Annotated in this window: 12 protein-coding genes; 9 read left to right on the top strand and 3 right to left on the bottom strand. The window is 66.3% G+C overall.

What is annotated here, in order from left to right; genetic code table 11:
• Nucleotides 1–65: 65 nt before the first annotated feature.
• On the bottom strand, nucleotides 66–692 hold the full coding sequence (locus tag EAG14_RS12685) for an ANTAR domain-containing response regulator (protein WP_099655099.1): 627 nt from the start codon (nucleotides 690–692) through the stop codon (nucleotides 66–68).
• 205 nt (nucleotides 693–897) lie between these two features.
• On the opposite strand from EAG14_RS12685, the gene EAG14_RS12680 reads away from it, so the two are divergent.
• Together EAG14_RS12680 and tsaD are read left to right on the top strand one after the other, a co-directional pair.
• Nucleotides 898–2,061 carry a branched-chain amino acid ABC transporter substrate-binding protein gene (locus tag EAG14_RS12680; protein WP_099655100.1) on the top strand — a complete coding sequence of 388 codons (1,164 nt, stop codon included), beginning with the start codon at nucleotides 898–900 and terminating at the stop codon, nucleotides 2,059–2,061.
• 68 nt (nucleotides 2,062–2,129) lie between these two features.
• The gene (tsaD, locus tag EAG14_RS12675; protein ID WP_121729066.1) at nucleotides 2,130–3,179 is read left to right on the top strand and encodes a tRNA (adenosine(37)-N6)-threonylcarbamoyltransferase complex transferase subunit TsaD; all 1,050 of its coding nucleotides are present in this window, start codon (nucleotides 2,130–2,132) and stop codon (nucleotides 3,177–3,179) included.
• Between the two features lie 86 nt (nucleotides 3,180–3,265).
• On the opposite strand, the gene EAG14_RS12670 is transcribed toward tsaD, so the two are convergent.
• On the bottom strand, nucleotides 3,266–4,717 hold the full coding sequence (locus EAG14_RS12670; RefSeq protein WP_121729065.1) for an aldehyde dehydrogenase: 1,452 nt from the start codon (nucleotides 4,715–4,717) through the stop codon (nucleotides 3,266–3,268).
• Nucleotides 4,718–4,948: 231 nt separating this feature from the next.
• On the opposite strand from EAG14_RS12670, the gene EAG14_RS12665 reads away from it, so the two are divergent.
• From EAG14_RS12665 to EAG14_RS12645, 5 genes are all read left to right on the top strand, one after another.
• Nucleotides 4,949–5,950, top strand: coding sequence for a helix-turn-helix domain-containing protein (locus tag EAG14_RS12665; RefSeq protein ID WP_121729064.1), 1,002 nt, complete (start codon nucleotides 4,949–4,951; stop codon nucleotides 5,948–5,950).
• Nucleotides 5,951–6,111: 161 nt separating this feature from the next.
• On the top strand, nucleotides 6,112–7,533 hold the full coding sequence (locus tag EAG14_RS12660; protein ID WP_121729063.1) for an efflux transporter outer membrane subunit: 1,422 nt from the start codon (nucleotides 6,112–6,114) through the stop codon (nucleotides 7,531–7,533).
• Between the two features lie 128 nt (nucleotides 7,534–7,661).
• Complete coding sequence (locus tag EAG14_RS12655; RefSeq protein WP_121729062.1) at nucleotides 7,662–9,047, top strand: efflux RND transporter periplasmic adaptor subunit; 1,386 nt, start codon at nucleotides 7,662–7,664, stop codon at nucleotides 9,045–9,047.
• Nucleotides 9,044–9,829 carry an ABC transporter ATP-binding protein gene (locus EAG14_RS12650; protein WP_121729061.1) on the top strand — a complete coding sequence of 262 codons (786 nt, stop codon included), beginning with the start codon at nucleotides 9,044–9,046 and terminating at the stop codon, nucleotides 9,827–9,829. Before EAG14_RS12655 ends, EAG14_RS12650 begins: the two co-directional genes overlap by 4 nt.
• Nucleotides 9,829–11,037, top strand: a complete 1,209-nt coding sequence (locus tag EAG14_RS12645; RefSeq protein ID WP_121729060.1) for an ABC transporter permease — start codon at nucleotides 9,829–9,831, stop codon at nucleotides 11,035–11,037. The genes EAG14_RS12650 and EAG14_RS12645 overlap by 1 nt, the downstream gene beginning before the upstream one ends.
• Before the next feature lie 145 nt (nucleotides 11,038–11,182).
• On the opposite strand, the gene EAG14_RS12640 is transcribed toward EAG14_RS12645, so the two are convergent.
• Nucleotides 11,183–11,578, bottom strand: coding sequence for an Hsp20/alpha crystallin family protein (locus EAG14_RS12640; RefSeq protein WP_121729059.1), 396 nt, complete (start codon nucleotides 11,576–11,578; stop codon nucleotides 11,183–11,185).
• A 93-nt stretch (nucleotides 11,579–11,671) separates the two neighbouring features.
• Between EAG14_RS12640 and EAG14_RS12635 the strand changes: the two genes are divergently transcribed.
• Together EAG14_RS12635 and EAG14_RS12630 are read left to right on the top strand one after the other, a co-directional pair.
• Nucleotides 11,672–13,018, top strand: coding sequence for a branched-chain amino acid ABC transporter substrate-binding protein (locus EAG14_RS12635; protein WP_121730458.1), 1,347 nt, complete (start codon nucleotides 11,672–11,674; stop codon nucleotides 13,016–13,018).
• A 142-nt stretch (nucleotides 13,019–13,160) separates the two neighbouring features.
• Nucleotides 13,161–14,162: an LLM class flavin-dependent oxidoreductase gene (locus EAG14_RS12630; RefSeq protein WP_121729058.1), complete on the top strand. Its 1,002-nt coding sequence runs from the start codon at nucleotides 13,161–13,163 to the stop codon at nucleotides 14,160–14,162.
• The last annotated feature ends 32 nt before the right edge of the window (nucleotides 14,163–14,194 follow it).

Raw genomic sequence — 14,194 nt, 5'->3', positions numbered from 1 at the left:
TGGTGCTGCCCCATTGCGGGGTGGTGTGGCGTGGTGCGGTGCGAAGGGTGGTGCGGGGCTCGCCGTCAGCCGAGCAGGTCCATTACGTCCAGCATGCGCTGGGCCACGTCCACCAGCTTCAGGCCCTTGTCCATGGCCGTCTTGCGCAGCTTGTCGTAGGCGGCCTGTTCACTCAGGCCCTGGCGCTGCATGAGCAGGCCCTTGGCGCGGTCGATGGTCTTGCGGTCCTTGAGCTCGGTCTTGGCGTCGGCCAGCTCTGCCCGCAAGGCTTGCTCGTGCTGAAAGCGCGCCATCGCCACATCCAGGATGGGGCGTATGCGCTGCGGCGCCAGCCCCGCCACGATGTAGGCCGACACGCCTGCGGCCACCGCGTCCTTGACGTGCGAGGTGTCCTCGTCGTTGGTGAACATGACGATGGGCCGGCGGGCATCGCGCGTGGCCATCACCACATGCTCCAGCGCATCGCGGGCTTCGCTCTCGGCGTCCACGATGATCAGGTCGGGCTGCAACTGGGCCAGCCGGTCGCTCAGGAAGACGTCGGCGGGCAGCGTGGCAATGAGGTTGAAGTTGTTCTCCAGCAGGCCAATGCGCAGCGCGCGGGAGCGCTCTGCCTGCAGCAGGGCGTGCTCGTCATCCGGGTCGGTCACGGCCAGGTCGGGGGCGACCACCACGATACGTAATGCCTCATTCATACCGCTACTTTAAGCAAGATTTACGCCATTTTTTGGTGCACTGCAGCGGTGCAGTGGCCAAAGGGGTGCGCTGCCGTGGCTTACAGGGCCTGAAACTTGCTAATAAATGTAACCCTGGCAGGGCATACCCGATGGTGCGGGGCCCGGCTGCTCTTCTATACCTCCGGTCACTTGATCATTCATTTCATATTCAGGAGCCCACTGCATGAAGAATCACATTGCGCGTCGCCGTTTCCCGGTGGCCTTGGCCCTGCTGCCCACCCTGGTCGCAGCCGCTGTGCTGGCCGGGTGCAGCAAGGTGCCAGACACCCTCAAGATCGGCGTAGCCCAGCCCTTGACCGGCCCGCTGGGGGCGTTGGGGCAAGACTTGCTCAACGGCGTGAACCTGGCCGTGCAAGAGCTGAACAAGGACGGCTTCATGGTGGACGGCAAGCGCGTCAAGCTGGAAGTGGTGGCGGTGGACGACAAGGCCGACGCGGCCACGGGCAAGCAGGTGGCCCAGCAACTGGTGGATGCCGGGGTGGTGGCGGTCATCGGCCACCTCAACTCGGGCGTGAGCATCGAGACGGCACCCATCTACGCGGGCAAAAGCATCCCGCAGATCGCCATCTCCACCAACCCCAAGTTCACACAGCTGGGTTTTGACACCTCCTTTCGCATGGTGGCCAACGACACCTTGCAGGCGCGCGCCATTGGCTCGTTTGCGGCCACCCAGCTGGGCGCCTCGCGCTATGCCGCGCTGGACGACGGAACGCCCTACGGCAAGGGCCTGGCCGACGGTGCTGCCGCCCAGCTCAAGGCCGAGAACAAGGAAGTCGTGGTGCGCAAGTCGTTTGACGACAAGACCGTGGCGTTTGAGGCGCTGGCGGGCGAGCTGAAGGCCGCCCGGGTGGAGGTGATCGTCTCCACCCTCAACGATTTCCAGGCCCTGGCATTGCTCAAAGAGCTGCAAAAGGTGGGCCACACCAAGGTGCAGCTGCTGGGCGGCGACACCATCAAGACCACCGACATGCTCAAGGGCGCAGGCCTGGTCGAAGGGCTCTACGCCACCTCCCCCGTGCTGGAGGCCAAGGAGTTCACCACGGGCAAGCCGTTCCTCGAAAAGTACCTGGCTGCCTACAAAAAGCCACCGGCTTACGGCGGCCACTACAGCTACGACAGCACCTATGTGCTGACCGCCGCCATCCAGAAGGCCAAGTCGGCCGACCCCAAAGAGATCACCAAAGCCATGCACGCCATCAACGGCTACGCCCCCGTCATCGGCACCATGAGCTGGGATGACAAGGGCGAGCAGCGCTACGGCGCCGTGGGCGTGTACGAGCTGCGCGGCGGCAACTGGGAATTGCGCATGCGTTCTGACCGCTGGTAAGCGCAAGGTGGCAGCGGCCCGCAAACCTGCTGGCGCCATGTCCGTGGGCAGGCTCTTACACTCGGGGCATGAGTTTGCTGATCCTGGGTATTGAATCTTCTTGCGACGAAACCGGCGTGGCGCTGGTGCGTTCATCGGGCACGGGCGTGCCTGCGTTGTTGTCCCACGCGCTGCACAGCCAGATCGAAATGCACCAAGCCTACGGCGGCGTGGTGCCCGAGCTGGCCAGCCGTGACCACATCCGCCGCGTGCTGCCGTTGGCCACTCAGGTGCTGCACGATGCCGGTCAGACCCTGACCGACGTGGACGTGGTGGCCTACACCCAGGGCCCTGGCCTGGCGGGCGCCTTGCTGGTGGGCGCGGGCGTGGCCTGTGCACTGGGGGCTGCGCTGGGCAAGCCGGTGCTGGGCGTGCACCACCTGGAGGGGCATTTGCTCTCGCCCTTTTTGAGTGCCGACCCGCCTGAGTTTCCGTTTGTGGCGCTGCTGGTGTCGGGCGGCCACACCCAGCTCATGCGGGTGGACGGGGTGGGGCGCTACGAAATCCTGGGCGAAACCATTGACGATGCTGCGGGCGAGGCGTTTGACAAGTCTGCCAAGCTCATGGGCCTGGGCTACCCCGGCGGGCCTGCCTTGTCGCGCCTGGCGCAGCAGGGCGATGCAGCGGCCTTCAAGCTGCCACGGCCACTGCTGCACAGCGGCGATCTGGACTTCTCGTTTGCCGGGCTCAAAACCGCGGTGCTGACCCAGGCCAAAAAGCTGGGCGCAGACCTGGAAGCCCGCAAGGCCGACCTGGCTGCCAGCACCGAGGCGGCCATCGTCGATGTGCTGGTGCGAAAGACCCTGACGGCCCTCAAGCAAACGGGCCTCAAGCGCGTGGTGGTGGCGGGCGGTGTGGGCGCCAACCGCCTGCTGCGCGAGCAGCTCAACGCGGCCTGCGAGAAAAACCGCGTGCGCGTGCACTACCCCGAGCTGCACCTGTGCACCGACAACGGCGCCATGATCGCCATGGCCGCCGCCATGCGCCTGCAGGCCGGGCAGCAGCAGGCCAACACCGCCTACGCCTTTGACGTGAAGCCGCGCTGGCCGCTGGACGCGATCACCGCCCCTGCGGCTTGATCAGCTCCGCTACCGGATGGTTTGCTATTAAAAATATAGCTGTTAGCGCTTATTCATCAAGCGCTAGAGCCCAAAAAAACCCAATATCAGAACGGATAGTGCCGTGGGGCTGTCTGCACCGTGATCCAGCGCAGCTCGGTGAAGGCATCAATCCCCGCCTTGCCACCAAAGCGGCCGTAGCCTGAGGCCTTCACGCCGCCAAAGGGCATCTGCGCCTCGTCGTGCACCGTGGGGCCGTTGACGTGGCAAATGCCGGACTCGATGCGCCCGGCCACCTGCCAGGCGCGGGCTACATCGCGGCCAAACACGGCGGCCGAGAGGCCGAACTCGTTGTCGTTGGCGCAGGCCACGGCTTCCTCCACGCCGTTCACTCGCACGATGGCCTTCACGGGCGCAAAGGACTCCTCGCGGTAGATGTCCATGGCGGGGGTCACATGGTCCAGCAGCGTGGCGGGCATCAGCGTGCTGTCGGCCTTGCCGCCGCACACCAGCGTGGCGCCTTTGGCCAGTGCGTCGTCGATGAGGGCATTGCAGCGGGTGACGGTGGCCTGGTCTACCACCGAGCCCAGCACCACCGGGCCTTTGCGTGGATCGCCCAGCGGCAGGCTGGTGGCGCGTGCGGCCAGCTTGGCTACAAACTCGTCGGCCACTTTCTCGTCCACCACGATGCGCTCGGTGGACATGCAGATCTGCCCTGAGTTGGCGAAGGCACCGAAGGTGGCCGCAGCCACAGCGGCGTCCACATCGGCATCGTCCAGCACCACAAACGGGGCCTTGCCGCCCAGCTCCAGCACCGCCTGCTTGAGGTACTTGGCGCAGGTCTGCGCAATGATGCGGCCCACCTTGGTCGAGCCGGTGAAGTTCACGCGCCGCAGGGCCGGGTGGGCCACCATGGCCTCCACCACAGCGCCCGCATCGGCGGGGGCGTTGGTCACAAAGTTCACCACGCCCGGCGGCAGCCCGGCTTCTTGTAGCGCCTCGATGATCAGGCCGTGCGTGGCGGGGCACAGCTCTGAGCCCTTGAGCACCACCGTGTTGCCGCAGGCCAGTGGCGTGGCGATGGCGCGCACGCCCAGAATCACCGGCGCATTCCACGGCGCAATGCCCAGCACCACGCCCGCTGGCTGGCGCACCGCCATGGCCACCGAGCCCGGCACGTTCGATGGAATCACCTCACCATTGATCTGCGTAGTGATGGCGGCGGCTTCGAGCAGCATGTCGGCCGCCAGGTGCACGTTAAAGCCTGCCCAAATGCCGGATGCGCCGGTCTCTGCCGCCATGGCTTGGGCAAAGGCATCGGCCTTGCCCTCCAGTGCGTGGGCGGCTTTCATCAGCAGGGTGCGGCGCGCGCCTGGCCCCAGGGCCGCCCAGGCTGGGAAGGCCTGCGCCGCAGCCTCTACCGCCGCCACGGCATCGGCCACGGTGGCGGCAGGCGCCGTGGTGGCCACGGTGTGGTCCAGCGGGTTGCGGCGCTCAAACGTGGCGCCGTTGGACGCAGCGCGGGGCTGCCCGCCAATCAGCATGGAAATGGGGCTCATGGGGTGTCTCCTGTAGGGGGTAAAACCGTGACGATGGACCGACCAACGGCCCATGCCACGCACCCTGTGGATGCTAGCCAGCACACGTTGCATTCGCTTGACCCACCGTGCACAGCGGTGTTGACCGAGAGCGCACACCGCCTAGGGATAACCCCCGGCAACCCACCTGCGCTGCGCAGGGGCTTAGCCCGCCACCCATAATGGCACGCACCCCTGGACACCTATCCCCCTATGGCCGAAGCGACCCGCCTCACCACCGACAACCTGCCGCCGCAGCAGGCCGCGCTGGCCTGGCGCGACTGGATGGCCACGCTGTTTGATGGGTTGGAGTCTGATCTGTACGGCGACACCGGCTTTGACGGCCACCTGCACACCGCCTGGGCGGGGGATGTGGTGCTGACGCAGCTGGAGGCCAACCGCCACCGCGTCATTCGCCGCCCACGCACAGCCCGTGCAGGCGCGCAGCACTACCTCAAAATCGTCGCCCCCTGGCAGGGGCAGGCCCTGGTGCAACAGCACGGGCGGCAGGCGGTGGTGCAGCCCGGTGGCTGGGCCATCTACGACACCACGGGCAGCTACGAAGTGGCCAACCCCCAGCGCAGCCGCCACCTCATCGTGAGGGTGCCCACCAGCCAGCTGGCCGAGCGTGGCCTGCACCTGCCCACGCTGATGGGCCGTGTGGTGGGCGGCCACGCGGGCATCTCGCGCGTGGCGCTGGACGCCATGCGCAGCACCTACAACGAGCTGCCCAGCATGACCCCCGAGGCCGCACGCGGCGCCGGGCGGCTGATTGGCGAGCTGGTCTGCCTGTCGCTGCAAGAGCTGGCCGGGCAGGGCCCCGCTGCCGCGCTGCACGAGGCCTTCAAAGACCGCATCCGCGCCTACATCGCACAGCACCTGCGAGACCCGGCGCTGACCATTGAGCGCATGGCCCAAGGGCTGAACTGCAGCAAGCGCCACCTGCACAACGCCTTTGCCGACGCCGATGAAACCCTGGCCGAACACATCCTGCGCCGCCGCTTGCAGGCGTGTATGGATGAGATGCGCAATCCCGACTGCCGCCACCGCACCATCAGCGAGATAGCTTTCTCGTGGGGCTTTAGCAGCGGGGCGTATTTCAGCCGGGTGTTCCGGGCGCAGGTGGGGGTGTCGCCTACGGAGTACCGGGTGGGGGTCGTCGGCCAGTCGCGGCTTGGGTTGGCGCTGGCATGGGTTGATTGCCAAACCAAATGATTCTTCGGTATTTGGCTTGTGCGCAGCATGCCCCGCGCGGTGCTGCAGGGCAGAGGGTTGAGTGTCCCCATTTCTTTACCAAAGGTTGACACAAGCGCCTTCAGGGCGACAACGGAAACCGGGACAATGGATGTTGTTGAGAATGATTGTCAAATACATCCATGAAGCTTTTCCGTTCCCTCCCACCCGCCTCACCAGGCCGCAACCTGCGTAGTGCGTCCTTTGCTTTGCCAGGATTGGCATTGGCTCTGGTGCTGGCGGGTTGCAGCAGCCTGCAGCCGCACAGCGCTGATGTGCCAGTGGTGCCCGTGCCTGCCGGGTGGTCTGCCGCCAGCGCAGGGGCTGCTGCCACGCCGCTGGCGCAGTGGTGGGGGCGGCTGGGTGACCCGGAGCTGACGGCGCTCATCACCGAAGCGCTGGCCGCCAACACTTCGGTGCGCAGTGCACAGGCGGCATTGCAGCAGTCGCGGGCGTTGGTGGATGTGCAGACGGCGGGCACCTTGCCGCAGATTGGTGCCTCGGCCTCGGCGCAGCGCAGCCGCGCTTCCGGCAGCACGGGCAACAGCTACAGCGCCGGGTTTGACGCGAGCTGGGAGCCCGATGTGTTTGGCCGCCTGCGCGCCGGGGTGACGGCCACCGAGGCCGATGCCCGCGCCGCAGAGGCCAGCCTGGCCGATGTACAGGTGTCGCTGGCCGCCGAGGTGGCGGTGAATTACATCGAGCTGCGCGGCCTGCAGCAGCGCCTGCAGATTGCGCGCAGCAACCTGGCCAGCCAACAAGAAACGCTGCAGATTGCTCAGTGGCGCCTGCAGGCGGGGCTGACCACCTCGCTGGTGACCGAGCAGGCCCGTGCTGCGGCTGAGCAGACCGCCGCCCAGGTTCCCGCGCTGCAAAGCAGCCTGGCGCAGTCGCGCCACAGCCTGGCGGTGTTGACCGGGCAAGCGCCTGCTGCACTGGATGCACGCTTGGCGGCCACTGCGCCGGTGCCCACGGCGCCGAACGACTTGGCGCTGGACATCCCTGCGCAAACGCTGCGCCAGCGCCCCGATGTGCGGGCCGCAGAGCACCGCGTGGCGGCGGCGGTGGCGCGGGTGGCCCAGGCCGATGCGGCGCGGTACCCTGACTTTTCGCTCAGCGGTTCCTTGGGCCTGCGGGCACTGACCTTGGGTACGCTGACGGGGGGCAATTCGGTCGCCAGTGCGCTGGCGGCCAGCCTGTCTGCCTCGCTGTTCGATGGCGGCGCGGCCAAGGCCCAGGTGCGGTCGCAGCAAGCGGCGTTGGAGCAGGTGCGTGTGGGCTACGAAGCTGCCGTGCTCACGGCGCTCAAAGATGTAGAGGACGCCCTGGTGGCCTTGCAGGGCGATAACGAACGCCTGGCGCGCCTGCAGGCTGCCGCAGATGCCGCTGCCAACGCCGCGCTGATGGCGCAACAACGCTACAGCAGCGGCCTGATCGACTTTGCCACCGTGCTGGAGACCCAGCGCACGCAGCTGTCTGCGCAAGACAGCGTGGCAACCACCGTGGCCAGCGTGGCGGCCGACCATGTGCGCCTGTACAAGGCCCTGGGCGGCGGCTGGCAGTAGCCGTGGCGGGGCTCGCACTGGCCCTGCCTTGCCTGGCGTGCCGGTGTTACAGCACCCCAAGCACTTGCCAGTGCATGGCCCCCTGGCCCACGTCCTTCCCCTTTTGATGACCCGAATTTTTCCATTCAATGAACCATCCTGACGCTTCTGTGAATTCCTCTTCCCCTCAGCCTGCCGCACCCCAGACCACGGCGGCAAATGGCCTGAACGACTTGCTGGGCAGTGCGCCACGGCGCCGCTGGTGGCAGCGCACCACGGTGTGGCTGGGCGTGGTGGGCCTGCTGGTGGCGGCAGGTGGTGTGTATGCCTGGCAAGCCAGCAAGGCCGCCAGCGCGGCTCCCAGCTTCGTGACCGAAGAGGTGCGGCGCGGCAATCTCACGCTCAACGTGGCTGCCAATGGCACGCTGAACCCCACCCGAACGGTCACCATCGGCAGTGAGCTGTCGGGCACGGTGCGCAGCGTGCTGGTGGACGTGAACGACAAGGTCAAAAAAGGCCAGGTGCTGGTGGAGCTGGACACTGCCAAGCTCGAAGCGCAGGTGCTGCGCTCGCGGGCGTCTCTTGCCTCTGCGCAGGCCAAGCTGGCCCAAGCCCAGGCCACGACCAAGGAATCCGAGGCCGGCTTTGCACGCCTGCAAGAGGTGGCGCGCCTGTCCGGTGGCAAGGTGCCATCGGCCACCGAGTTGGACGCCGGGCGTGCCACGCTGGACCGTGCCAAAGCCGACGAGCTCAGCGCCCGCGCTTCGGTCGATGACGCCAAAGCGGCGCTGTCCACCGACGAAACCAGCCTGTCCAAGGCCTCCATCCGCTCGCCTATCAACGGGGTGGTGCTCACCCGCAGCGTAGAGCCTGGCAACGCCGTGGCCGCATCGCTGCAAGCCGTGACGCTGTTCACCGTGGTGGAGGACCTGACGCGTCTGCGGCTGGATGTGAGCGTGGACGAGGCCGATGTGGGTTCGCTCACCGTGGGGCAAAAGGCCAGCTTCACCGTCAGCGCCTACCCCTCGCGCCGCTACCCGGCCGAGGTGACCCGCGTGTCCTTTGGCTCCACCAAGACGGACAACGTGGTGACCTACATCACCTGGCTGGACGTGGACAACAGCGATCTGAGCCTGCGCCCAGGCATGACGGCGGCAGCCACCATCACCTCGACCGAACGCAACGACGTGCTGCTGGTGCCCAACACCGCCCTGCGCTTTACCCCGGCCCAGGCGGGGGCTGAGTCTGTAGCCAAGCCTGCCAGCAGCAACCGGGGCATCGTCTCGCAGCTCATGCCCGGGCCGCCCCGCAACGCGCCCTCGGGCCGCAAGCCTGCCGGCGGCAATAGTGGAAATGGGCAGCGCGAAGGCGCGGGCCAGACGCGCCAGATCTGGCTGCTCAAGGATGGCACGCCGCAGCCCATGACCGTGAAGGTGGGCATCAGCGATGGGCGCATGACCGAAGTGAGCACCGAAGGCCTGGAGCCCGGCGCCAAGGTCATCACCGACCAACGCACTGGCAAGGCCGCGCCATGAGTGCAACCCGGGCTGACCAAGGGGGCGCGGACGCAGGGTCTCCCATCATCGAGCTGCGCGGCGTGACCAAGGTGTATGGCGAAGGGGCGCTGGCGTTTCAGGCCCTCAAGGGCGTGGACTTGTCGATTGCGCAGGGCGACTTCGTGGCCATCATGGGCCCCAGCGGGTCGGGCAAATCCACGGCCATGAACACGCTGGGTTGCCTGGACCGTCCCACCACGGGTGAGTACCTGTTCAAGGGCGTGCATGTGGAGGCCCTGTCGCGCGATGAGCGAGCGATGCTGCGCCGCCGCTACTTTGGTTTTGTGTTCCAGGGCTTCAACTTGCTGGCGCGCACCTCGGCGCAAGAGAACGTGGAGCTGCCCTTGCTGTACCGGGGCGAGCCAGCGGGCGTGCGCAAGGCAGCCGCTGCGCGGGCGCTGGATGCCGTGGGCCTCAAGGGCTGGGAGCACCACACACCGGCCGAACTCTCCGGCGGGCAGCAGCAGCGTGTGGCCATTGCCCGCGCCATCGTCACCGAGCCCGTGGTGCTGCTGGCCGACGAGCCCACCGGCAACCTCGACACCCAGCGCAGCCACGAAATCATGGAACTGCTGTGGCGCCTGAATGCCGACCTGGGCATTACGGTGCTGATGGTGACGCACGAGCCCGACATGGCCGAATACGCCCGCCGCATCGTGCGGTTTGTGGATGGCGTGGTGGACACCGACACCATCAACCCGGCGCCGGCAGGGCTGCGCGCCCACGCCGTGGCAGCGCCCGCAGCGCAAGGAGCGGTGTGATGCTGTTCAGTACGATTCTTTTGGCGCTGCGCTCCATTCGGCGCAATCTCATGCGCTCGTTCCTGACCATATTGGGCATCGTCATTGGCGTGAGCGCGGTCATCACCATGGTGACCTTGGGCAACGGCGCCACCATGGCGGTGCAGACGCAGATTTCAAGCCTGGGCACCAACTTGCTGCAAGTGCGCCCCGGCCAGCGCATGGGGCCGGGCGGAGGCACTGGCGCGCCTTCGTTCAAAGACACCGATGCCGATGTGATTGCGCAGCAAATTGGCGGCATTTTGGCCGTGGCGCCTGAGGCACGCGCCAGCGCCACTGTGGTGGCCAGTGGGCGCAACTGGACCAGCAGCGTGATTGGCAGCACCAACGCCTGGCTGGAGACCGGTAACTGGACCTTGCAAGCCGGAGGCCGCGCGTTCTCTGAGCCCGAGCTGCGTGCGGGCGCGGCGGTGTGCGTGGTGGGTGAGACCATCCGCCGCGAGCTGTTTGGTGGCCGCGACCCGGTGGGTGAGCAGCTGCGCGTCAAGGCCTTCTCTTGCGAGGTGGTGGGCGTGCTGACGTCCAAAGGGCAGGGGGCGTTTGGCAACGACCAGGACGACATGGTGCTCATCCCCATCAAGACCCTGCAGCGGCGCGTGACGGGCAACACCCGCGTGAACACGCTGCTGGTGTCGATGCAGGATGGCAGCGACCCTACCCGCGTCAAAAGCGCGCTGACGCAGCTGCTGCGCGAGCTGCGCAAGCTGTCGGACACCGATGAGGACAACTTCAACGTGCTTGACACCAAGCAACTGGCCGACACTTTGTCGGGCACCACCAAGGTGATGACCATGCTGCTGGGCGCCGTGGCCGCCGTGAGCTTGCTGGTGGGCGGCATCGGCATCATGAACATCATGCTGGTGAGCGTGACCGAGCGCACCCGCGAGATCGGCTTGCGCCTGGCCATTGGCGCGCTGGAGCGCGAGGTGCTGTTGCAGTTCTTGATCGAGGCCGTGGTGCTGGCCGCACTGGGCGGACTGGTGGGGATTGTGCTGGCCACAGCTGCATCGCTGGGGCTGGCGCAGGTGATGGGCGTGCCCTACCTGTTCAATCCTGGGGTCAACCTGCTCTCGTTTGTGTTCTCGGCGGGCATTGGCGTGGTGTTTGGCTACTTTCCGGCCCGCCGCGCGGCGCACATGGACCCGATTGACGCGTTGCGCCACGAGTGAGTGGCACACCCACCGCCCATCGCGGTGGTGATGTGCCCAGCGCAAAGGCACAAAAGGCCCCTTTCGGAATCTCCGAAAGGGGCCTTTTTATTGGGGGCGGGTTTTGATGGCCTGGGCGTGCAGCGTGCTGCACCCCAGAGATGCTTCAGTGAATGGTCAGCGAAGTGGCTTTGCTCACGGGCTCCACGCGCACCAGTGTCAGGGTGAGCACGCCGTTTTCAAGCTTGGCCGTGCTGGCGGCGGCGTCAATATCCTGGGCCAGTTCCCAGGCGCGTTGCACCTGGCGGGGGGCGCCTTCGGCGCTTTGCAGCTTCACCACATTGCCTTCGATGGTGATGTTCAGCTGCTCGCGTGAGAGGCCCGGCACATCCAACTGCAGCGTGGTGCTTTTCTCGTCTTGCGTCACGATGCAGCCTGCTGTGGTGGGCTGGGCCGCAGCGGTGGCACCCAGGCTGCCCATGAGAAAACGTTGCAAGGCCAGGTCGGCAGCGCGTGGGTTGGGGTTGAAGGCGGCGCGGCGGATCACGGGGGCGAAGATCATGGGGTACTCCTATACACTGCGCGGCTCTCGGGGTGGTCGCCGCATGCACAGGAGGTGTGTACGCATCCACGGGATTTCAAGGGAAAAATGAGCATGAATAAATTGCAAACTGCGGGCTTGAAATGGGGCCGCGCAGCACTATTTCAGGCCGCTTGCACGGTGGCGGGTGCAGCGGTTCTGGGCCTTGCGCCCGCGGCATCGGGCTGGGCACAAAGTGCAGCGTCCACGGCCGCAGTGCCCGCAGGCAAGCCCATCAAGGTGGCTTTGATTGAAAGCCTGTCGGGCGCTTTTGCGAACACCGGCGAGGCCGTGTTTCGCAACGTCTACTGGGCTATGGAGCGCGTGAATGCGCGCGGTGGCGTTACGCTGCCTGCCGCCGCTGGCGGCAAGCGCCCGCTGGTGCTGGAGCGCTACGACAGCAAGGGCCAAAACGAAGAGGCATTGTCGGCCCTGCGCGCTGCCATTGACGATGGCGCGCAGGTCATCTTGCAAGGCAATTCGTCGGCCACTGCGGCGGTGCTGATCGAGGCCATCAACAAGCACAACGAGCGCGAGCCCAGCAAGCGTGTGCTGTTCTTGAACTACTCGGCGGTGGATCCCATCCTCACCAACGAAAAATGCAGCTTCTGGCACTTCCGCTTTGACGCGCATGCCGACATGCGCATGGCTGCTTTGATGGAGGTGATGCGCGAGGACAAAGCACTCAAGAGCGTGTACCTCATTGGCCAGGACTACAGCTTTGGCCAGGCCGTGCTGCGCGAGGCCAAAAAGCAATTGGCCGCCCAGCGCCCCGATGTGACGGTGGTGGGCGACGAGCTGCACCCCGTGGGCCGCGTCAAAGACTTTGCGCCCTACGCCGTCAAGATCAAAACCAGCGGCGCACAGGCCGTGGTGACAGGCAACTGGGGCAACGACCTCACGCTGCTGGTTAAGGCCGCACGCGAGGTGGGCTTTGAAGGCAGCTTCTACACCTTCTATGGCAACGCCTTGGGTGCGCCTGCAGCCATGGGCGATGCGGGCATTGGCAAAGTGGTGGCCGTGGCCGACTGGCTGCCCAATGTGCCCGGCGCGCAGAGCGAGGCCTTCTACCAGTCGTTCCGTGATCGCTTTCCCAAGCCGCAGGATGACTACGTGCACATGCGCATGCAGTTGATGGTCGAAGCCCTGGCCCAATCCATCGAGCGCGCAGGCACCACCGATGTGGTGGCCGTGGCCCGCCAAATGGAAAAGGCCAACGTGCAGCTTGCTGGGCAGGGCGGCGCCATGCGCGCGGCCGACCACCAATTCCAGCAGGCCCTGGCCGTGGGCGTGATGGACAAGAAGGGCGCGCCCGGCGTGAAGTTCGACGTGGAAGGTTCGGGCTATGGTTTCCGCGTGGTGCGGCAGATCCCTGCAGCCAAAGCCGAGCAGCCGCACAGCTGCCAGATGCAGCGGTTTTGAGGCAGCGGTTCTGAGGCTGTCTGTACAGGGGGCACCGCGCAACGCCCCCTGCATATCGATATGAAAAGTTAGCGCAACCGGTGGGGGCCTGCGGGCCACAGAATTTGCTGCATTGATCACTCATGCGCGAATCGCCTCCACCGTGCCCTACGCCCTTTCTCTGCTCGACAAAAGCCCTGTGCCCGAGGGCACTACCGCCGCCGAGGCCCTGCAGCGCACCGTAGCGCTGGCGCAGCGCGCCGAGCAACTGGGCTACAAACGCTTTTGGGTGGCTGAGCACCACGGCAACCCGGGCCTTGCAGGCTCCGCCCCCGAGGTGCTGGCGGCCCACATCCTGGCGCGCACTTCGAGCATCCGCGTGGGTTCGGGCGGCGTCATGCTGCAGCACTACAGCCCCTTCAAGGTGGCCGAACAGTTCAAGTTGCTGGCGGCCCTGGCCCCAGGCCGTGTGGACCTGGGTGTGGGCAAGGCGCCCGGCGGGTTGCCGTTGTCTACCCGTGCGCTGCAGGCCGTGCACGACAAGACTGCCAAGCCCGACTTTGCCGCCCGCTTTGCCGAGCTGGACGCCTTTTTGCACAACGCGCTGCCTGCGGCCCATCCATTGGCTGGGGCCGTCGCCCAGCCCCAGCCCCCCAGCTTGCCAGAGCGCTATCTGCTGGGCGGTAGCCCAGACAGCGCGGCACTCGCGGCCCGCCACGGCTGGAACTTCACGTACGCCGGGCACTTCAATGGCGACCCGGCCAACATCGAGCGATCGCTGAAGGTGTACCGCGAGGCCGCAGGCCGTGCCCCGTCGCTGGCGCTGTATGCGCTGGTGGCGCCAACGCAGGCACAGGCCGAGCGCCTGGTGGGCGCGCTGCGTGTGTTCAAGCTGCACCTGCCCACGGGCCAGACCTTCAACCTGCCCAGCGAGCAGGCTGCTGCCGAATTTGCGCGCCAGGCGGGTGTGAGCGAGTACCGCCTTGAAGAAACCCGCCCGCATGTGATTGCAGGCTCGCAAAACCATGTGCGTGAGCAACTCGATGCCTTGGCAGAGCGCTACGGCATCGAAGAGTTTGTGGTCGATACCCCTGTGACGGGCTTTGCCGACCGGCTCGCATCGGTCGAACTGCTGGCCGGAGCCTTTGACGCCGTGGCGGCCTGAGCGCCTGCTGCTTTCCATCCTTCCCATTTGTT

The sequence above is a fragment of the Acidovorax sp. 1608163 genome, assembly GCF_003669015.1.
Lineage (GTDB): Bacteria > Pseudomonadota > Gammaproteobacteria > Burkholderiales > Burkholderiaceae_C > Acidovorax.
This window is presented reverse-complemented; position numbering and strand designations above follow the sequence as displayed.